General features: G+C 62.7%; 13 protein-coding genes. 7 read left to right on the top strand and 6 right to left on the bottom strand.

Going from position 1 to position 20,619, the window contains the following annotated elements; all coding sequences use genetic code 11:
* Positions 1–34: 34 nt before the first annotated feature.
* From ACF8Q6_RS18845 to ppsA, 4 genes are all read right to left on the bottom strand, one after another.
* Positions 35–1,030 (bottom strand): zinc transporter ZntB, encoded by a 996-nt coding sequence (locus ACF8Q6_RS18845; RefSeq protein ID WP_392491533.1) that lies wholly within the window; start codon positions 1,028–1,030, stop codon positions 35–37.
* A 27-nt stretch (positions 1,031–1,057) separates the two neighbouring features.
* The gene (gene rraA / locus ACF8Q6_RS18840) at positions 1,058–1,549 is read right to left on the bottom strand and encodes a ribonuclease E activity regulator RraA (protein WP_392491532.1); all 492 of its coding nucleotides are present in this window, start codon (positions 1,547–1,549) and stop codon (positions 1,058–1,060) included.
* Between the two features lie 357 nt (positions 1,550–1,906).
* Positions 1,907–2,899, bottom strand: a complete 993-nt coding sequence (locus tag ACF8Q6_RS18835) for an alpha/beta fold hydrolase (RefSeq protein WP_392493519.1) — start codon at positions 2,897–2,899, stop codon at positions 1,907–1,909.
* A 102-nt stretch (positions 2,900–3,001) separates the two neighbouring features.
* Positions 3,002–5,377 carry a phosphoenolpyruvate synthase gene (gene ppsA / locus ACF8Q6_RS18830; protein ID WP_392499267.1) on the bottom strand — a complete coding sequence of 792 codons (2,376 nt, stop codon included), beginning with the start codon at positions 5,375–5,377 and terminating at the stop codon, positions 3,002–3,004.
* A 191-nt stretch (positions 5,378–5,568) separates the two neighbouring features.
* Here ppsA and ACF8Q6_RS18825 point away from each other — a divergent pair, with 191 nt between their 5' ends.
* Positions 5,569–6,387 carry a pyruvate, water dikinase regulatory protein gene (locus ACF8Q6_RS18825; RefSeq protein WP_021785502.1) on the top strand — a complete coding sequence of 273 codons (819 nt, stop codon included), beginning with the start codon at positions 5,569–5,571 and terminating at the stop codon, positions 6,385–6,387.
* Between the two features lie 259 nt (positions 6,388–6,646).
* Here the strand turns inward: ACF8Q6_RS18825 and ACF8Q6_RS18820 are convergent, their stop codons facing one another.
* Positions 6,647–11,512, bottom strand: a complete 4,866-nt coding sequence (locus tag ACF8Q6_RS18820) for an NAD-glutamate dehydrogenase (RefSeq protein WP_392499265.1) — start codon at positions 11,510–11,512, stop codon at positions 6,647–6,649.
* 274 nt (positions 11,513–11,786) lie between these two features.
* On the opposite strand from ACF8Q6_RS18820, the gene ACF8Q6_RS18815 reads away from it, so the two are divergent.
* Entirely contained in the window at positions 11,787–12,140 is a 354-nt protein-coding gene (locus tag ACF8Q6_RS18815; RefSeq protein WP_392492572.1) for a hypothetical protein, read from the top strand.
* Positions 12,141–12,339: 199 nt separating this feature from the next.
* Here the strand turns inward: ACF8Q6_RS18815 and ACF8Q6_RS18810 are convergent, their stop codons facing one another.
* Positions 12,340–13,245, bottom strand: coding sequence for a LysR family transcriptional regulator (locus ACF8Q6_RS18810; protein ID WP_010953080.1), 906 nt, complete (start codon positions 13,243–13,245; stop codon positions 12,340–12,342).
* Between the two features lie 123 nt (positions 13,246–13,368).
* On the opposite strand from ACF8Q6_RS18810, the gene lysA reads away from it, so the two are divergent.
* The 5 genes from lysA to ACF8Q6_RS18785 form a co-directional block, all read left to right on the top strand.
* Complete coding sequence (lysA, locus tag ACF8Q6_RS18805) at positions 13,369–14,601, top strand: diaminopimelate decarboxylase (protein WP_180689506.1); 1,233 nt, start codon at positions 13,369–13,371, stop codon at positions 14,599–14,601.
* Between the two features lie 225 nt (positions 14,602–14,826).
* Positions 14,827–15,327 carry a sigma-70 family RNA polymerase sigma factor gene (locus tag ACF8Q6_RS18800; protein WP_012053194.1) on the top strand — a complete coding sequence of 167 codons (501 nt, stop codon included), beginning with the start codon at positions 14,827–14,829 and terminating at the stop codon, positions 15,325–15,327.
* Positions 15,328–15,332: 5 nt separating this feature from the next.
* Positions 15,333–16,268, top strand: a complete 936-nt coding sequence (locus ACF8Q6_RS18795) for a FecR domain-containing protein (protein ID WP_012053195.1) — start codon at positions 15,333–15,335, stop codon at positions 16,266–16,268.
* Positions 16,269–16,378: 110 nt separating this feature from the next.
* Entirely contained in the window at positions 16,379–18,865 is a 2,487-nt protein-coding gene (locus ACF8Q6_RS18790) for a TonB-dependent siderophore receptor (protein WP_392490602.1), read from the top strand.
* Positions 18,866–19,172: 307 nt separating this feature from the next.
* Positions 19,173–20,619: T6SS effector BTH_I2691 family protein (locus ACF8Q6_RS18785; protein WP_392490603.1), on the top strand; the 1,447-nt coding region annotated here is incomplete at its 3' end.

Here is a 20,619-nt window from a genome sequence, read left to right as displayed (position 1 = left end):
CATCCTGTTGGCACGAAGGTTTCAAATTGCACCGCTATACCCACCGCAACCGCCGGAACAGCCACCACTGCCCCACAGCCAACCCCAGCACAACGATGCAGGCGAACAGGAAGCCCAAAGGGTTTTCCGCCCCGGGGATGCCGCCGACATTGATGCCCAGCAGCCCGGTGACAAAGCTCATGGGCAGGAAGATGCAGGTGATGATGCCAAAGCGGTACATGGTGCGGTTCATCCGCTCGCTGCGCCGCCGGTCCTCGCTTTCCAGCACCAGCGCAGCGCGTTCGCGGGCCAGTTCCAGCTCTTCGAGGTAGCGGATCAGGCTGTTGTTGAGTTCATTCCAGTAATCGGCGTCGGCATTGGCGAACCAGCTCCATTTGCTGCGCGACAACTGCGCGTAGATTTCCCGTTGCGGGGCGAGAAAGCGGCGCAAGCCAGCGGCACGGCGGCGAATCTGCTGCAGGCTGCCCTGCTCCGGGGCATACCGCTCGTCGGATTCGACCTTTTCTTCCTCCAGGTCGACGAGCTCGGCCAGGTCGCTGACCAGGCCCTGGACCTTCTCGGTCAGCAACTCACCCATCAACAACAACAGTTCCGAGGCCGATTTCGGTCCCCTGCCCTGCTCCAGCAACTGGAGAATTTCATCGCTGGCGCGCAACGGCCGCAGGCGCAGCGAGATGACCCGCTTCGCCTCGGCGAAGATGCGTACCGAAACCATGTCTTCGGGCTCGGCACCCGGGTTGAGGTTGACCCCCCGCAGGAACAGCAACAGCTGTTCGTCCGCCATGGGCAGCAGGCGCGGCCGGGTGTTTTCTTCCAGCAGCAGCTCGCAGGCGAACTCGCTCAGGCCGCTGTCGTGCAGCAGCCAGGAACGGGTTTGCGGATGGCTGCGGTCCCAGTGCAGCCACAGGCTCTGCTCCGGTTGCAACTGCAGGTCGTCCAGTTCGGTACGGGCAATCGAGCGCGCGCCGCCTTTGCCATCGAGCACCAGGGCATGCACCAGCCCCCACTGCGCGTTGTCTTCCTCGAACATCAAAGCTCCATCAGCGCGTGCGGCGCATTACTCCGGCATTTTCAGCGGGCTCGGCGAGACCAGCACGCCATTGTTGTCGGCATATACATACTCACCCGGGCGGAAGGTGACCCCGGCGAAGGTCACCACCACGTTGAGATCGCCAATACCGCGCTTGTCAGTCTTCATTGGGTGGCTGGCCAGGGCCTGCACGCCAACGTCGGTCTGGATCAGCACGTCGACATCACGCACACAGCCGTAGATCACCAAGCCTTCCCAACCGTTTTTTGCGGCTTTTTCGGCGAGCATGTCGCCGAGCAGCGCACGGCGCAGCGACCCCCCGCCATCGACCACCAGCACTTTGCCCTTGCCGTCGAGTTCGACCTGTTCCTTGACCAGCGAATTGTCCTCGAAACACTTGATGGTAACGATCTGGCCACCGAACGAATCGCGGCCACCGAAATTGCTGAACATCGGTTCCAGCACTTGTACCCGGTCCGGGTAGGCGTCACACAGGTCGGGCGTTACGTAATGCTGCATGGGAAACTCCTGTCAGTCACAACGAAAGCGGGTATCGGCCAAGGCTACACCTTGGAGGCTGTCGCAGTCATCCGGGACCGGGCAGTCATTTGTACTCATCCTGTCTCGGCCCTTCCACGCGTGACCCGTTCCTGCACAGGAACGCGCCGTTATCCAGGTGTAGGAGCGGGTTTACCCGCGAATACGGTGGCGGCGGCAACGGTGAACGGCCGGTGGAAATTGGCCAGCAGGCCCGGCCCTTTCGCGGGTAAACCCGCTCCTACACGACGGCCTGTGTCCAACCCCCGATGTGCGTCCACCACCAATCTGTGTAGGCGCGGGTTCACCCGCGAAGAGGCCATGACAGGTACAGCAAACTCAACTGGCAGGCACAGGGTCGGCAACGACAGTGGACGCATGCACCGGCAGCAGCGGGTTGCGCAGCCAGCGCTCCACCAGCGGCCACACCTGCACCTGCGCGGCCTTGCTCACCAGCATGTCGACATGCCCAAAGGCCTCGAAACCTTCTTCACGACCCAGCCGCAGGAACTGCTTGCGCTCGCCGCCCAACTGCTCGAACAGCTTGCGACAGGCCCACACCGGATCCTGGAAGTCCCCTGCACCGGCCACTGCCAGCAGCGGTACATCCACTTCAGCCAGCCCTGCCCACCAATCGTTCTGCTTATCGCCAAAGCGCCCGAACAGGCCGTGCCAGCGCATGCTCTCCAGGGCGAGGCCTATCGGCTCGTCTTCAGGCCCACGCTTGAAGCGCGGCCCGGATATCTGTCCCCAACGCTTGAGCACCAGCTTCGCGCCCCAAGCCAGCGGCGGCACTTTTAATGGCCAATAGACACGGCTGATCTGGGTACCGAACAAGGCCACACTGGCGACTTGCCCAGGCTCCAGGAAGCCGCCACCCAGTGCTGCCGCCAATGTCGTACCACCCAGCGAATGGCCCACCCAGTGCGGCGCCTGGCCCGATTGCTCGCGCACGAAGGCGTTGATCAGCGGCAGGTCATCACGGGCGTAGGCAGCAACACTGTTGTGTTTCCAGGCAAGGTTGCGCGGCGACAAGCCATGGCCTCGCATTTCCGGGATCCAGACATCGAAACCGGCACGCGCAAGGTAGGCACCCAGGCCAACCCCTTTGGGCGAATACCAGAAGCGCCGATTGGAAAAACTACCGTGCAGGAGAATGACCGGTACGCCTTGGGCCTGAACCTGGTCGGCCAGCCCCAGACGGGTGATGGCGAGCTCGACGCTGGGGTCCGGGCCGTTACCGGCCTTGATCCGATACACGTCTTCGCTGAGATCGCCGCGGCGCTCGGCACTGAGCAGGGCCACGGGGAATAGAGTGCTGCTGCTTTGCATAAGGTTGCTTGGTGCACAAAAAAGGGCGGGGTCCATTGCTGGAGCTCGCCCTGGAAAAAACCAGGCAGGAGGACGCCAGACGTCCCCCCGCGTTTTACTGCATCAGGCCGCGCCTTGGCCTTCGGCCAGGAAGAACCAGGTTTCGAGTACCGAGTCCGGGTTCAGCGACACGCTTTCGATGCCCTGTTCCATCAGCCACTTGGCCAGGTCCGGGTGGTCCGATGGGCCCTGGCCGCAGATGCCGATGTACTTGCCAGCCTTGTTGCACGCGGCAATGGCGTTGGCCAGCAGCTTCTTCACCGCAGGGTTACGCTCGTCGAACAGGTGGGCAATGATGCCCGAGTCACGGTCCAGGCCCAGGGTCAACTGGGTCAGGTCGTTGGAGCCGATCGAGAAGCCGTCGAAGTATTCCAGGAACTCTTCAGCGAGGATGGCGTTGGATGGCAGCTCGCACATCATGATCACGCGCAGGCCGTTGTCGCCGCGGGCCAGGCCGTTTTCGGCGAGCAGGTCGACGACCTGGCTGGCTTCGCCCAAGGTGCGTACGAACGGCACCATGATCTCGACGTTGGTCAGGCCCATCTCGTTGCGGACACGCTTCAGTGCACGGCACTCGAGCTCGAAGCAGTCACGGAACGATTCGCTGATGTAGCGCGACGCACCGCGGAAGCCCAGCATCGGGTTTTCTTCTTCTGGCTCGTACAGCTTGCCGCCGATCAGGTTGGCGTACTCGTTGGACTTGAAGTCCGACAGACGCACGATGACCTTTTTCGGGTAGAAGGCCGCCGCCAGGGTGCTGATACCCTCGACCAGCTTCTCGACATAGAAGCCAACCGGGTCGTTGTAGCCGGCAATGCGCTTGTCGACGCTGTCTTTCAGGTCGGCAGGCAGGCCCGCATAGTTCAGCAGCGCCTTGGGGTGCACGCCGATCATGCGGTTGATGATGAACTCCAGGCGTGCCAGACCGACACCGGCGTTGGGCAGCTGGGCGAAGTCGAAGGCGCGGTCCGGGTTGCCGACGTTCATCATGATCTTGAACGGCAGTTCCGGCATGGCATCGACCGAGTTCTGCTTGATGTCGAAGCCCAGCTCACCTTCAAAGATAAAGCCGGTATCGCCTTCGGCACAGGAAACGGTCACGCCCTGGCCGTCTTTCAGGATCTGGGTAGCGTTGCCGCAACCGACAACCGCCGGGATACCCAGCTCACGGGCGATGATCGCTGCGTGGCAGGTTCGGCCACCGCGGTTGGTGACGATGGCACTGGCGCGCTTCATCACCGGTTCCCAGTCCGGGTCGGTCATGTCGGAGACCAGCACGTCACCCGGCTGGACCTTGTCCATTTCCGATACGTCGTTGATGACGCGAACCTTGCCGGCGCCGATACGCTGGCCAATGGCACGGCCTTCGACCAGCACGGTGCCTTTCTCTTTGAGCAGGTAGCGTTCCATGACGTTGGCGCTGGAACGGCTCTTCACCGTTTCCGGGCGGGCCTGGACGATGTACAACTTGCCGTCGTCACCGTCCTTGGCCCACTCGATGTCCATCGGGCGCTGGTAGTGCTGCTCGATGATCATGGCCTGCTTGGCCAGCTCGCTGACCTCGGCATCGGTCAGGCAGAAGCGTGCGCGCTCGGCGCGGTCGACTTCGACGGTCTTGACCGAACGGCCGGCCTTGGCTTCTTCGCCATAGACCATCTTGATCGCCTTGCTGCCCAGGTTACGGCGCAGGATGGCCGGGCGGCCGGCCTGCAGGGTGTTCTTGTGCACGTAGAATTCGTCAGGGTTGACCGCCCCCTGCACCACGGTTTCGCCCAGGCCGTAGGCGCCGGTGATGAACACCACGTCGCGGAAGCCCGACTCGGTGTCGAGGGTGAACATCACCCCGGCTGTGCCGGTTTCCGAGCGGACCATGCGCTGCACGCCGGCAGACAGAGCCACCAGCTTGTGGTCGAAGCCCTGGTGCACGCGGTAGGCGATGGCACGGTCGTTGAACAGCGAGGCGAACACTTCCTTGGCCGCGCGGATCACGTTGTCGACGCCACGGATGTTGAGGAAGGTTTCCTGTTGGCCGGCGAAGGAGGCGTCCGGCAAGTCTTCGGCAGTGGCGGAAGAACGCACGGCAACGGCCATGTTGTCGTTGCCGGCGGCCATTTCGGCGAAGGCCGTACGGATTTCCGAATCCAGGCGTGGCGGGAATTCGGCTTCCATGACCCACTGGCGAATCTGCGCGCCGGTTTTGGTCAGGGCATTGATGTCGTCAACGTCCAGCGCGTCGAGCGCGGCGTGAATGCGGTCGTTCAGCCCACTCTGCTCGAGAAAGTCACGGTACGCCTGAGCCGTAGTGGCAAAGCCGCCCGGCACCGACACGCCGGCACCGGCGAGGTTACTGATCATCTCGCCCAGGGATGCGTTCTTGCCCCCCACATGCTCCACATCATGGACGCCGAGCTTATCGAGGGAAACTACGTACTCTACCAAGGTGATCTCTCCACTAACTGTGTTGGAAAAGCTCAAAAGGCGCCCGCCTGTCATCTATGACTTGGCCGGGCGTTTGTGGCCTGTACCTGGAAAATAGGCGCTGCAAATGTGGCAGAATGTCGACAGCCGCATTCGGCAAACCGAACTTATCATATCCAAGAATCGTCATCAGCTTAAGGCCCAGATCGCAAATGAAACGAACCGCGTTCTTCATCTCCGACGGCACGGGTATCACTGCCGAAACCCTGGGCCAGAGTTTGCTCGCGCAATTTGAGAGCATTCCCTTCAACAAATTCACCCGTCCTTACATCGATTCGCCGGACAAAGCGCGGGCCATGGTCCAGCAAATCAACGCTGCGGCCGAGCGGGATGGGGTCCGCCCGATCATCTTCGACACCATTGTCAACCAGGACATCCGCGAGATCCTGGCGACGTCGAACGGCTTCATGATCGACATCTTTTCTTCGTTTTTATCCCCACTTGAGCAGGAATTAATCGCCCATTCGTCGTATTCCGTGGGCAAATCCCACTCGATTGGTGGCAATTCCAACTACATGGAACGCATCGAGGCGGTGAATTTCGCCCTGGATAACGACGATGGTGCACGCACCCACTACTACGACAAAGCCGACCTGATTCTGGTTGGCGTGTCGCGTTGCGGCAAAACCCCAACCTGCCTGTACATGGCCATGCAGTTCGGCATACGTGCCGCCAATTACCCGCTGACCGAGGACGACATGGAGCGCCTGCAGCTGCCGGCGGTGCTGAAAAAGCACCACAACAAGCTGTTCGGCCTGACCATCGACCCCGACCGCCTCACCGCCATCCGCCACGAACGCAAGCCCAACAGCCGCTATTCCAGCTTTGCCCAGTGCGAATTCGAAGTGCGTGAAGTGGAAAGCCTGTTCCGCAGGGAGAACATCCCCAATATCAATTCCACGCATTTTTCGGTGGAAGAGATTTCCGCCAAGATCCTGGTGGAAAAAGGCGTGGAGAGACGGTTCAAGTAACGGCCCCGCCCCCTGTAGGAGCGGGTTTACCCGCGAATACGGTGGCGGCAGCGACAGTGAACTGCGGGTGGAAATTGGCCAGCAGGGCCGGCCTCTTCGCGGGTGAACCCGCTCCTACACGGCGGGCTGTGTCCAACCCCCGACGTGTGTCCACCACCAATCTGTGTAGGAGCGGGTTCACCCGCGAAAGGGCCAGCCCAGGCATACAAAAAAAGCCCCGGCATCACTGCCGGGGCTTTGTTTTACCTCACCAGAAGGCTCAGGACGGCACCACCGCTGCCTGCCCGCTCATGGCCAGGTCGACCAGCTCGCGGTTGGCCACCGCGTACATCGCATAGTCAGTGCCGGTGGCATTGCGCAGGTCGTCGAGCATGGCGCGCCAGCGCTCCACCATTCCCCGATGCTGCTCTGACCACAACGCCACGCGGGCATCCATGTCTTCCGGTGCATCGACCATCTGCAGGACCGAAATGGTGATCGCCCGCTGCTGCAAGTCGATATCGTCGCGGAATGCCTCGCGGGCCAGCGCCTGCCAGTTGTTTTCCACCGGCAGGTTGCTGATTTCCTGCAGGTACCAGGTCAGGTCCAGCGCGCTGCCCACGGCGAAGAATGCCTTGGCCACCTGCGCTGGCTCATGGCCGGTCACGTCGGCCGCCTCAATGATCGGCAGCAGGGTGTACAGGTGGCTGGTACCCGCCACCATCCGCGCCAGCAACTCCGGCACACCGGCGTCGACAAAGCCTTGGTAGCGCACCATCCAGCGTTCGCGGGTGGGGCCTTCGAGCAGCTCATCCAGCTTCAGACCCAGCTGCGCGATCTTCGGCCCGAAGTGCGCGGTATCACGCCCGGCGTCCTGTTCGTTGCGGCGGCTACGCAGGAACCAGCGGGTGGCACGGCGGCCCAGGCGCATCAGCTCGTCCATCAGGGTGAGCTGGATTTCTGCCGGCACCTGATAGTCCAGCGCCTCGATCTGGCGGAACCAGTGCGGCAAGTGGAAGATGTCGCGCACGATCACATAAGCGCCGGCCACGTTGGCCGGGCTCATGCCGGTCGACTCCTTCAGGCGCTGGACGAAGGTGATACCCATGTTGTTGACCAGGTCGTTGGCGATCTGGGTGCTGACGATTTCGCGCTTCAGGCGGTGGCGGCGCATGGCCTCGGCGAACTTGTTGACCAGGGACGGCGGGAAAGCGGTGTCCATGTCACGGGTCAGGTAGTCGTCGTCCGGCACCAGCGATTTGAGCAGTTGCTCCTTGAGGTCGATCTTGCTGTACGAGATCAGCACGGACAGCTCGGCGCGGGTCAGGCCCTGGCCGGCAGCCAGGCGTTCGGCCAACTGCTCTTCGGACGGCAGGAATTCGATGGCACGGTCCAGCTTGCCCCGCGCCTCGAGGTCGGCCATCAGGCGCTTGTATTCGGCAATCCGCTCGCGGGCGCGGCGGGCGGCCAGCGACAGCGCCTGGGTCTGCTTGTAGTTGTTGCCCAGCACCAGCCCGGCGACTTCGTCGGTCATGCTGCCCAGCAGCTGGTTGCGCTGCTTCTCGGTCATGTCGCCACCCTGCACCACTTCGTTGAGCAGGATCTTGATGTTGACCTCGTGGTCGGAGCAGTCCACGCCGCCGGCGTTGTCGATGAAGTCGGTGTTGGTGGCGCCGCCGTTCAGGCCGAACTCGACGCGGCCGAGCTGGGTCATGCCCAGGTTGCCGCCCTCGCCCACTACCTTGCAGCGCAGTTCGTTACCGTTGACCCGCAGCGCATCGTTGGCCTTGTCGCCGACATCGGCGTGGCTTTCAGTGCTGGCCTTCACGTAGGTACCGATGCCGCCGTTCCACAGCAGGTCCACCGGGGCCTTGAGCAGCGCGTTCAGCAGCTCGGTCGGGGTCAGGCGGTCGGCTTCGATGGCGAAGCGCTCTTTCATCTGCGGGCTGATGGCGATGCTCTTGGCACTGCGCGGGAAGATCCCGCCGCCTTCGGACATGATGCTGGTGTCGTAGTCGCTCCAGGCCGAGCGCGGCAGGTCGAACAGGCGCTTGCGTTCAGCGAAGCTGGAAGCGGGCTCCGGGTTGGGGTCGATGAAGATATGCAGGTGGTTGAACGCTGCCACCAGTTGCAGCTTGTCGGACATCAGCAGGCCATTGCCGAACACGTCGCCGGCCATGTCGCCGACCCCGATGACGGTGATCGGGTCTTCCTGCACGTTGATGCCACGCTCGCGGAAGTGGCGCTGCACGCCCACCCAAGCGCCGCGCGCGGTAATGCCCATCTTCTTGTGGTCGTAACCGGCCGAGCCGCCGGAAGCAAAAGCATCGCCCAGCCAGAAACCGTAGTCGATAGCGATGCCGTTGGCGATGTCGGAGAAGGTCGCGGTGCCTTTGTCGGCCGCTACCACCAGGTACGGGTCGTCATCGTCATGGCGCACCACGTTGGCCGGCGGTACCACGCCACCGTCCTTGAGGTTGTCGGTGATGTCGAGCAGGCCGGAAATGAAGATGCGGTAGCACGCCACGCCTTCAGCGGCGATCTCGTCACGGCTGCCGCCCAGCGGCAGGCGACGCGGCAGGAAACCACCCTTGGCGCCGACCGGCACGATGACCGAGTTCTTCACCTGCTGGGCTTTGACCAAGCCCAGCACTTCGGTACGGAAGTCCTCTTCGCGGTCGGACCAGCGCAGGCCACCACGGGCAACGTTGCCAAAGCGCAGGTGCACGCCCTCGACGCGCGGCGAATAGACGAATATCTCGAACTTTGGCACCGGTTTGGGCAGTTCGGGGATCAGCTTGGGGTTGAACTTGAAGCTGAAGTACGACTTGTTCTGGCCGTTTGCGTCGGGCTGGTAGAAGTTGGTACGCAGGGTGGCCTTGATCAGGTCCAGGTAGCGCCGCAGGATGCGGTCTTCGTTGAGCACTTGCACGTCGTCCAGCGCAGTCAGAATGGCCTGTTCCAGGCGCTGCTGCTTGTCGTCAAGGTCGTCCTGGGTGAGCTTGCGCGCCAGGTAGAAGCGGGTCTTGAACAACCGGGTCAGCTCGCGAGCGATGTCGGTGTGGTTGTTCAGGGTGCTGGCAATATAGCCCAGATCGAAGCCGAGACGGATCTGTTTCAGGTAACGGGCGTAGGCACGCAGCAAGGCCACGTCGCGCCAGGGCAGGCCAGCGGTGAGCACCAGGCGGTTGAAGGCGTCGTTCTCGGCGTCACCCCGGACGATGTGGATGAAGGCGTCCTGCAGGGTGTCGTTGAGCTGCTGGATGTCCAGGCTCAGGCCTTCGCTGTAGGTGAAGGCGAAGTCGTGGATCCAGTATTCGCGGCCATTGGCATGGCGCAGGCGGTACGGGAACTCGCCGAGCACGCGCAGGCCGAGGTTTTCCAGAATCGGCAGCACGTCGGACAGCGCCAGCGGGGTGTCGGCGTGGTACAGCTTGCAGTGCAGGATGCGCTCGCCCACCTGGGTCAACGGCTGGTAGAAGCTCATGGCCAGCGGCTTGTTTTCCGACAGGTTCAGCACATGCTGCAGATCGACCACCGCCAAGTGCGCGGCGAAGCGCTCGCGGTAACCGGCCGGGAAGCCTTTGGGGAAATCGGCGAGGATGTTGGTGCCCTGGGCTTCGCCGAAGTTCTCCACCACCAGTGCCGAGTAGTCGTCATGCCACGAGCGGCAGGCCTGGATGACTTCGCGTTCCAGCTGCTGCGGGTCGATGTCGATACGGTTCTTGGGGTCGACCCGCAGGATAAGTTGCACACGGGCCAGTACCGATTCGGAGAAGAAGGTCCAGAACTCGCAGTCGCTGGCCTTAAGGCGCTCCATCAGCACCTGCTGGATCTTCTGCCGCACTTCGGTGGAGTAGATTTCCCGCGGGACGTAGGCCAGGCAGTAGCAGAAGCGGCCATACGGGTCTTTGCGCAGGAACACGCGGATCTTGTTGCGCTCCTGGATCTGCACGATTGCCATGACCGTGCTGAACAGCTCGTCGATCGGCGTCTGGAACAGGTCGTCGCGCGGCAGCACTTCCAGCACCTGGGCCAGTTCCTTGCCCAGGTGGGCCTTGGGATCGAAGCCCGAACGGCGCTCGACTTCGGCCACCTTCACGCGGATGTACGGAATGGCATGCACGCTTTCGCCATACACCGACGAGGTGTACAGCCCCATGAAGCGGTGCTCCTTGATGACCTTGCCGTCGGCGTCCAGCTGGCGGATCGACACATAGTCCGGGTAGGCCGGGCGATGCACGCGGCTGGGCAGTGCGGCCTTGGCGAACGACAGCAGCAGCGGCTCGTTGAGGTAGGCCACAGCGTAGTCTTCGATGCGCAGCTCTTCTGCGGTCAGGCCCACGCGCAGACGGCGCGGCAAACCGAGGAACGACTGCTCGTCGTAGACCATCTGGCCGCCATCGGCGTCGCCCTTGACGGTGAATTCTTCATAGCCCAGGAAGGTGAAGTGGTTATCCAGCAGCCACTCGAGGAAGGCCTTGACTTCGCCCTTCTCGTTTTGGGCAGGACCAAAGCCGGTCTGTTCCACCTGCGCTACCACTTCACGCAGCTTGGCCTTCATCGGTTCGAAGTCGGCCACCACCACCCGTACCTCGGCCAGCACCTGCTCGATCTCGCGGGTCAGCACTGTCAGCTCGGCGGCATTGGCGCAGCGGTCGATCTCCAGGTACATCAGTGACTCGTAGCGCACGCCTTCGCCCTGGGTGCCCTTGGGCAGCAGCTCCAACAGCTCGCCCTTGGCGCCACGGCGCACGCTGAGCACGGTGGTTTGCAGGGTGTGAATGCTGTAGCCACGGCGGTTGAGCTCGGTGCGCACCGAGTCGACCAGAAACGGCAAGTCATGGTGCAGCACTTCGACCACGGTATGGGTCGACTGCCAGCCATTGCGTTCGTAATCAGGGTTGTACACCCGCACTTGCGGGTATTCGGGGTCGAAACGCTCGATGATGCGCCAGGCTGACAGGGTGCAGCCGGCCAGGTCGGAAAGCCTGCGCTGGGTGAGTTCGTCCAGAGAGATGATGCCGAAGAACTGCTCGGCGAACAGCGCCACTTGTGGCAGGGACTGCTCGCTGATGTGCTGCGCCAGGGCCGCTTGCAGTTGGTGCTGGAAGTCGGCTTTGCTGGCTGCGGTGAAGAACGCCATCTGTGGTACTCCGCTTGGGCTTTGTAATAATTGAAGCGTCGCTGCGTGCGCCGTGTACGGATCAACGATAGCCAACCCGTGGCATGGCGGACGGTAAAAACCAGACGTTGAACGTGCGCAGGCACGCCCAGGGCTCGCCGAAGCTTAACGACTGATCGGTCATCTACGCTTGCAGCGCTGCGACAATTTCGGTCAAGGGGCGGTAACTTTACGTTTATGCCTGTACGCAAGACTGTCAGAATTCCCTTCCGTTTCCTTTGACCCGAGCCTGCTCATGCAAATCAACACCGCCCTGCTGTTCGCCACCCCTTGCGATGACGAGGAAGACAACATGGCGACCCTGTGCTGCCACAGCGACAAGGGTCAGATGTTCCTGCTTACCCGTTACCCGGACGAGGACACCGTCGACCTGACGCTGGATGACGAGCCGTCGACACTGGATGGCCTTAAGGTGACCCTGAGCGCCAAGCGCCTGCTGATTGAAGTGGCGGCCGGCGACCGGGACGCGCTGAAGGGGGATGAAGCACTGGAAATCACCCTGACCAGCGAGCTGAGTGACATGGATGAAGTGAAGGAAACCCTGGAGAAGATCCTGGCCGGTACTGGAACCTTGGTCTGCGAGCTTTGAACCCTGCCCCTGCCTAGTGGGAGCGCGGTCCCTGGGGGAGCAACTGTCTTGCTCAATTTCTAAAAGCTGACGCGATCCCTGTGGGAGCGGCCTTGCGTCGCGAAAGGGCCGCGCAGCGGCCCCAGGATCTCGACATCATGCATAGATTGCTGGGGCCGCTTTGCGGCCCTATCGCGACACAAGGCCGCCCCCACAATGATCAGGCCAGCGCCTGCTGCATCTCTTTGGCCTGCACCCGCAACGCCTCGCAAAACGGCTCCACCGCTGCCGATGCCGGCCGATGGTCCGGGCGTATGAGCATCACCTGATAGGGCACCGATACCCGTAACCTGCGGATCGGCAACCCGCCTTGCGCCGCCTCCAGCCCGCTCAGTGGGTTGATGATCGCCACCCCCAGGCCTTGCCTGACCATGGCGCACACCGAAGCGGCACTGGTGGTTTCGATGACCGTGCGGCGGTTAACCCCGGCCGCACGAAAGTGCTGATCCAGACGCTGGCGGTAGGTATCCAGGCTGGCCAGGTTGATGAAATCGACCTCATGGAAATCACTCAGCTCCAGTTCAGCCTTCACCTGCAGCGGGTGATGCTCGGGCAACACGCACACCATGTTGGCACTGAACAGCAATTCACCATACGCGCCGCGCGGTATCTGTTCGACTTCAGTCAGGCCAAGGTCATGCTGCTGGGCAACCAGTGACTCCTCCAGCAAAGGCGACTCCTGCGCCAGAATGCTCACGCTCACGCCGCTGTGCTGCTGGTGAAAGCGCTGGCAAGCCTTGGGCAACAAGGTTTGCGAGAACAGCGGCAGGCAGGTGATGGCCAGCCGGCCCTGCTCGAAGTTGCGGATGGCCTGGGCAAAGCGATCGATCCGCTCCAGCCCGACGTAGGCGCGCTCGACCTCTTCGATCAACAGCAGCGCCTGGGCCGTCGCCACCAGGCGCCCGCCCTCGCGCTCGAACAGGTTCAGGCCAGTCACCTGCTCCAGCCGCGCCAGTTCGCGGCTGACGGTCGGCTGCGAGGTGAACAGCAGGCGCGCCGCACCGGTGACACTACCAGCGGCCATGATGGCGCGGAACACTTCGATGTGGCGGACGGACAGTTTCACGGCAGCACCCGGTGAGTCGACAAGGGGTATATCAAATATGAATGACTGGAAGAAAAATAGCTATTTTTCTGAATTCCCGCTTTGATTCATCCTCGTGGCCTTCCTTATCCGAGTAGCGCCACCATGACCGCACCCTTCACCCTTCTGGCCGAGGCGGTTCGCCAGCACGGCTCGCCGCTTTGGGCGTACGACGCCAGCACCATCGCCGAGCGTGTCGAGCAGTTGAACGTATTCGACACCGTGCGCTTCGCCCAGAAAGCCAACCCCAACCTGCATGTGCTACGCCTGATGCGCGCCCATGGCCTGGTGCTGGACGCCGTGTCGCTGGGTGAAATGGAGCGGGCCTTCGCTGCGGGTGCGAGCGTGGACGGTGACCCTGCCGGCGTGGTGCTGACCTGCGACGCGCTGGACCGGCCAACCCTGGAGCGAGTGGTGGCAGAGAAGATCGAAGTCAACGCCGGCTCCATCGACATGCTGCGCCAACTGGGTGAACGCTCGCCCGGCCACCGCGTGTGGATCCGCATCAACCCAGGCTTCGGCCATGGCCACAGCCGCAAGACCAATACCGGCGGCGAAAACAGCAAGCATGGCATCTGGCACGAAGAGCTGGACGAGGCGCTGGCGTGCATCAAGGCCCATGGCCTGCACCTGGTGGGCGTGCACATGCACATTGGTTCCGGGGTGGACTACCAGCACCTGGAACAGGTGGCCCGCTCGATGATCGAGCTGATCGGCCGCCTGGGCGTGGACATCGAGGCGTTCTCCATCGGCGGCGGGCTTTCCACCCCTTACCGCAGCACCGACAAACCGGTCGACCTGCAGCGTTATGCGCAGACCTGGGCGGTGGCGCGCAAGGAGATCGAAGCGATGCTCGGCCACCCGGTGCGCATGGAGATCGAACCCGGGCGCTTCCTGGTGGCGGAGTCGGGCTACCTGGTGGCCGAAGTTCGTGCCGTGAAACAGGTGGGGCGCAATACCTTCGTCATGATCGACGCTGGCTTCAACGACCTGATGCGCCCGGCGATGTACGGCGCCTACCACGGCATGACCCTGCTCGATGCCGATGGCCAGGCAGTAGATCGCCCGCGCCAGCCGACCGTGGTGGCCGGGCCGTTGTGTGAATCGGGTGACGTGTTCACTCAGGATGACCAGGCGCTGACCCCGCAGGACCTGCCTCAGGCACAGGTGGGCGACCTGCTGGTGATCCACGATGCCGGGGCCTATGGCGCGTCGATGTCGTCGAACTACAACAGCCGGCCGCTGCTGCCGGAGTTCCTGATCGAGAACGGTGCCCTGCGGATGATCCGCCGGCGGCAAACGGTGCAGGACCTGCTGAGCCTGGAGGCCGGGTTCTAACCACTGCCCTGCAAGCCTGCACGACTCTGTGGGAGCGGCCTTGCGTCGCGATAGGGCTGCACAGCAGCCCCACAAATGTAGCCGTGATGCCGAAACCCGGGCCGCTTTGCGGCCCAATCGCGACGCAAGGCCGCTCCCACAGGGTGTGTGCTCGCGGTCCTTGCAATAAGCCCCGCCTCTCGCGACAATGCGATCAATTCCCATTAATATTGCGGTCTTGACGCCATGGCAACGCTCGATCCCCAGGCCCTGCACCAGCTGTACAGCGAAAACAACAGCTGGCTGAAGGGCTGGCTGCGCGCCCGCCTGGGCAACGCCGCCGACGCTTCCGACCTGGCGCACGACACGTTCTTGCGGGTAATGACCGCGCGTAACCCGTTGCCGATCCGTGAGCCGCGCAGCTACCTCAGCGCTATCGCCCGCGCCCTTCTGATAGACAAAGCTCGCCGTCGCATCATCGAAAAAGCTTACCTGCAGGCGCTGGCCCTGCGTCCGGAACCGGTAGAGGTGTCGCCGGAGGTGCGCTTGTCCATCATAGAGATGCTGGTGGCCGTGGACAGCCTGCTCGACGAACTCGGCGCCAAGACCCGCGCCATCTTCCTTGCCGTTCAACTCGAAGGCCTGACCTACGGCGCTGCGGCCGAGCGCTTCGGCGTGTCGATCACCACCGTGAAGAATCACCTGATCAAGGCCATGACTCGCTGCCTGCTGGCAGTCGAAGGCTGACGCCCATGGATCTCAAGACACTCGAAGCCGCTGCCACCTGGTATGTTCAGCTCAACGACGGCGCCAATAGCGAGGCCCGCACCCAGGCCTGGCGACAGTGGCTGCAGGCCAGCCCCCTGCACGCAGCCGCCTGGGCGCGGGTAGAAAAGCTGCAGCAGCAATGGGCCATGGTGCCGCCGCAGGCGGCGCTGTCCGGCCTTGGCGCGGCCCAGGCGCAGCGGCGTGACGTGCTGAAAGTGCTGGGCCTGCTGATGGCCATGGGGGGCGGCAGCTGGCTGGCGGCCGAGCAGGTGCCCTATCGTGCCTTGCTGGCCCAGCACAGTACCCGCAGCGGCGAGCGCCGCGCCCTGCACCTGGAGGATGGTTCACAGCTGGAACTGAACGTGGATACCGCGCTGGATGTGCGCTACGCCACAAAGGTGAGGGCGATTCAGCTGTATCAGGGGGAAATTCTGGTGCGTCCGGTCAGCGATCGTCAGCAGCGCCCGTTTATCGTGCACACCGATGACGGCAGCGTACTGGCCCGCAGTACCGCGTTCAGCGTCCGCAAACTGGCGCAGCAGACCCGCGTGGGTGTGCTTGAGGCCAGCGTCGAAGTTCGCCCCCTGCGCCACCCTGATCGAGTGCTGCAACTGCACGCTGGCCAGCAAGTGAGTTTTGATCAGGGTGTCGTCCTCGACGCCCATGCCCTCCCCGCCGATTCCACGGCCTGGTTGCAAGGCATGCTCAGCGTGAACGACTGGCGCCTTGGCGATTTCCTCGAAGAACTGGGGCGCTATCGTCCAGGAGTGCTGCGCTGTGCCTCGTCGATCCAGGCCATGAGCATTTCCGGTGCGTTCCGCATTGACGACACCGATATCGCCCTGGCCAACCTGCCGAAAACCTTGCCCGTGAAAGTGCGCTACTTAAGCCGCTACTGGGTGAGTGTGGAGCCCGCCTGAGCAACTGCGGAAAAACTTTCGCCGCAATCTTGCTGATTTCGATTCTCGTCCGTCCCTGACACAAGCCGCGACGACAGCGACTTTCTGCCATGACTCGGAAGGACCACGAAATGCCACACCTGCACCCTACCCCAGCAACCAAGCTCAGCCAGGCCGTCCGCCTGGTGCTGTTCGGCATGTCCCTGGCCAGCGCGCCCGGCCTGCTGCTGATGCCTGCCCAGGCAATGGCCCAAAGCCAGGCCACCTACCATGTCCCCGCTGGCTCACTGGGCACCGCCATCACCCAGTTTGGTGTACAGGCGGGTGTGACCATTTCGTTCGACACCGCACAGACGCGCAACCTCGACAGCGCGGGCCTGGACGGCAGCTTCAGTGTCGAGGAAGGTCTGGCGCGGCTGCTGGGCAACAGTGGCCTGCAGGCGCAGCGTCAGGGCAATGGCGGCTATGTGCTGGTCCCTGCGCAAAACGGTTCGGCCATGGAACTGGCGCCGATGAACATCGACGCCAACCGCCTGGATGCGACCAGCGAAGGCACCCAGTCCTACACCGCCCGTGCCATCACCATCGGCAAGGGCGTACACACGCTGAAAGAAACCCCGCAGTCGGTCACCGTGATGACCCGCAAGATGCTCGACGACCAGAACCTCAACACACTGGAGCAGGTACTGGACAAGACCCCGGGCATCACCGTGTATGACTCGCCCATGGGCGGCAAGTATTTCTATTCCCGTGGTTTCAACCTGGATGGCCAGTACCAGTACGACGGCGTGCCCTTGGACGTGGGCGGCAACTACGTGCAGGCCAACAGCTTTTCCAGCGACATGGCGTTCTATGACCGCGTCGAGGTGCTTAAAGGTGCGGCCGGCATGATGAAAGGCTCTGGCTCCTCCGCCGGGGGCGTCAACTTCGTGCGCAAACGGGGGCAGGAAAAAGCCGCCACCACCGTCACCCTGTCAGCCGGCAGCTGGGACAACTACCGCGGGCAAGTGGACGTGGGCGGCCCGCTGAACGCGTCGGGCACCGTGCGGGGGCGCGCCGTGGCGACGCTGCAGGACCGCCAGTACTTCTATGACACGGCCAAGCGCCAGGACCAGATACTGTACGGCGCCATCGACTGGGACGTCACGGCCGACACCACCGTGGGCGCTGGCCTGGCTTACGAGGATGTCGATGCCACCCCGTGCTACGCCGGCCTGCCACGCTACGCCGATGGCAGTGACCTGAAGCTGTCGCGCTCCACCTGCCTGGGGGCCAGCTGGAACGACATGCAAAGCCAGCGTATTACCGGCTTTGCCGACCTCAAGCACCGCTTCAACGATGACTGGACCCTGAACTTCGCCTCGATCTACACCCACAACACCCAGGACATCGAATACGCTTATTCCGAAGGCACGGTACCCGTCGGCGCCAGCACCGCCAGCATGAACGTCCGGGCCGGCCGTTTCGACTACGACCAGGACGACTACGGCTTCGATAGCTATGTCGATGGCAAGTTCGAGGCGTTCGGCCTGCAGCACGAGCTGATCATGGGTGTCAACGCCAGCCGACAGAAAACCCATGATTACTTCGCGCTGATGCTGCTGGACGGCAAGCAGGACCCGTTCAACCCATCCGCGAACTTCACACACCCGTCCAAGGCCGATTACCTGGTCAACCCGAGCCGCGGTGGCAGTGTGCCAACCGATACCACTACCACCCAGTACGGCACTTACGCCAACCTGCGCCTGAAACTGGCAGAGCCACTGACCTTGGTGCTGGGCGCGCGGGTCAGCTGGTACCGTAACAAGAGCGACTCCTATACCCAGTTCTACGATTACTGGGTGCATAATCGCAGCCAGGAAAACGGTCAGGTCACGCCGTTTGCCGCCGTGCTGTACGACCTGAACGAGCAGTGGACCGCCTATGCCAGCTACGCCGACATCTTCCAGCCACAGAGCGACAAGGTGAATGCCGAGCGGCAGGCGTTACAGCCAAAGACCGGCGCCAACTATGAAGTCGGCATCAAGGGCGAGCTGCTCGACGGCGCGTTGAACACCTCCTTCAACCTGTTCCGCACTGTCGAGAATCACCGCGCAGAAACGGACTACGTCGATACCTGCCCCTCAGGCGACGGGTATTGCTACAGCGACAGCGGCAAGGTCCGCGCACAGGGGTTCGAAGCCGAGATCAGCGGCTCGCCGATCGAGCGGCTGCAGTTGCTGGCGGGTTACACCTACACCCAGACCAAGTACCTGAGTACCATCGAAGACACTGACCCCACCGAACTGACCTTCACCTCCAGCTTCATCCCACGGCACATGCTCAAGGTGTGGGGTGACTACCAGCTGGGCGGTGCACTGGAGCGCTGGACCCTCGGCGCTGGCCTGAACAGCCAGAGCGAGAACTTCCGTACCACCGGCACTACCCGTGTCGAGCAGGCGGGCTACACCGTGTGGAACGGCCGTGTGCAGTACCGTCTCGACCCGAACTGGACTGTCGCGCTCAACGGCAACAACCTGTTCGACAAGAAGTACTACGCCACCATCGGCGCGCCGGCGTGGGGCAACTTCTATGGTGAACCGCGCAATTTCATGGTGACATTGCAAGGGGCGTTCTGAAGTACTTCCCTGGGTGCGATCGGGCCGCTTTGCGGCCCTGTCTGGATGCGGACCGTATTTAAAATAGCGACCAGGGTGGCGCCTCCACCCAGTAACGATGGGCCTGCCCCGTGACAGCGGACGGGTTGACGTGAAAGGCGATGAAAACCCTGGTAACGTCAACGATGCCGCTTAATCAGAAATTTCCTACGCACCTATCGGAAGCGCAACGCTCCTTTGAGAAGTGATTCCTCGCTAGTGTCCAGCCCTGGGTCGAATGCAACGCTTGCATGCATTTGATAATCATCCCTGCTCGCTGGAGCTATACATGGATTCGTTGAAAGAAACCCTCGAACTGTGCAGGCGCATCACCTCCGGCTACCGCCCGGCCCTGCGCAACAGCCCCGTCGCCGACTGCACCCGCCGCTTCGAACTGCTGCCCCTGCGCTACGCCGCCGTCGGCGGCAACCCGGCACAACGTGCCCGCCTGCCCAAATTGCCGGGCTATCTCAGCCCGTTCCAGGAGGTCGGCGAGCTGACCCACTCCAGCTACGCCATCCGCCCTTTGCGCGAAGGCTTTCTCTACCTGCTGATCAAGCGCCATAGCGCGCCGGCCTACGAATGGCACAGCCAGTACCGCGTGGCGCCCAATGGCTCGCTGCTGTACATCAGCGCCGACGCACCGTGGGAGCCCGCCCCCCTCACTGGCAATCTGGATGACATCATCCGCAGCTTCGGCTGGACCATCACCCTCTACGACCTCGACGACATCCAGGAACTGCGTCCGCTTTTTAGCCCTTCCCCACTCACTCCGCGCCTGCTCGACAACTACCGCCTCCTCGAAGACGAATACCGCAATAGCCTGCCCGCCATCGATATCGCCCGCTTCATCCAGCCCTCCGACGCCCCGCCGCAGCCCCATGTGCTCAAGCACGATCAACTGAACTGGGTAGCCGACTTCAAGGCCCAGGACGATGCCGACCTGCAGGCGCTACTGGACCTGCAGCCGTTCAACAACGACCAGATCGTCTCGCCCCACGCCTCACGCCTGGCCCTGGCGCCGCCGGTGAACCAGACCAAGCCCCGTGGCGCCGCCATCGTCATCGAAGACGCCATCGGCATTACCCAGGAGCTCAACGCCTGGCGCAATGCCGCCGTCGATGATGTGAAAACGAAATGGCTGGAACGCACCGTTGAACCCGGCGTGGACAACGAGCGCAAGCTTCTGGTCGCGCAGTCGTTCCTGGAAATCGAAAAACTCTACCCGCAGATGGTGGCCGAGCAGATCGTCAAGCGCGAAGTCATGGCCGAAAAAGTCCGCAACCAGCTCCACCTGCATCCCGAGATCTACTTGTTCTCCGAACGGGCCAGGCAACAGGCCGATGCCCATGATGAACGCATGAAGCCGCACATGGCGCAGTTCGAGCGCGACGTCCGCAGCAAAGTCCAGGCCCGCCAGGATGCCGGCGAGTTCCGTAAGCGGTTCGATCAGAAATACGGCCACCTGGTCGACCGCCAGGCCATGCACGATCAGCTCGACGCTTTCGAGCAGGCCATGCAACACGCCCAGCAAGCCGCCGAAGACCGCGCCAAGGACCATGCCCGCTGGGTGGTCAGCGAACGCTTGTTGCAGGCGCTGGACCGCTACGACAACGCCGACCTCATCAACGGCCTGGCCTTTGCCGAACAGACCGGCCAGTGCGTGATCGGCATGGAGTTGAGTGAATGGGGTACAAAGGTGCTGGACCACTGGTGGCGCAGTGACGTGGCAGACC

The organism is Pseudomonas sp. GLN_2 (assembly GCF_043106005.1).
In the GTDB taxonomy this organism is placed as follows: domain Bacteria; phylum Pseudomonadota; class Gammaproteobacteria; order Pseudomonadales; family Pseudomonadaceae; genus Aquipseudomonas; species Aquipseudomonas alloputida.
This window is presented reverse-complemented; position numbering and strand designations above follow the sequence as displayed.

Excerpts from the sequence above, each read along its gene's own strand:
- ACF8Q6_RS18835 (WP_392493519.1), bottom strand. The coding sequence starts at position 2,899 with ATGCAAAGCAGCAGCACTCTATTCCCCGTGGCCCTGCTCAGTGCCGAG.
- rraA (WP_392491532.1), bottom strand. The coding sequence starts at position 1,549 with ATGCAGCATTACGTAACGCCCGACCTGTGTGACGCCTACCCGGACCGG.
- ACF8Q6_RS18825 (WP_021785502.1), top strand. The coding sequence starts at position 5,569 with ATGAAACGAACCGCGTTCTTCATCTCCGACGGCACGGGTATCACTGCC.
- ACF8Q6_RS18845 (WP_392491533.1), bottom strand. The coding sequence starts at position 1,030 with ATGTTCGAGGAAGACAACGCGCAGTGGGGGCTGGTGCATGCCCTGGTG.
- lysA (WP_180689506.1), top strand. The coding sequence starts at position 13,369 with ATGACCGCACCCTTCACCCTTCTGGCCGAGGCGGTTCGCCAGCACGGC.
- ACF8Q6_RS18800 (WP_012053194.1), top strand. The coding sequence starts at position 14,827 with ATGGCAACGCTCGATCCCCAGGCCCTGCACCAGCTGTACAGCGAAAAC.
- ACF8Q6_RS18795 (WP_012053195.1), top strand. The coding sequence starts at position 15,333 with ATGGATCTCAAGACACTCGAAGCCGCTGCCACCTGGTATGTTCAGCTC.
- ACF8Q6_RS18820 (WP_392499265.1), bottom strand. The coding sequence starts at position 11,512 with ATGGCGTTCTTCACCGCAGCCAGCAAAGCCGACTTCCAGCACCAACTG.
- ACF8Q6_RS18815 (WP_392492572.1), top strand. The coding sequence starts at position 11,787 with ATGCAAATCAACACCGCCCTGCTGTTCGCCACCCCTTGCGATGACGAG.
- ACF8Q6_RS18790 (WP_392490602.1), top strand. The coding sequence starts at position 16,379 with ATGCCACACCTGCACCCTACCCCAGCAACCAAGCTCAGCCAGGCCGTC.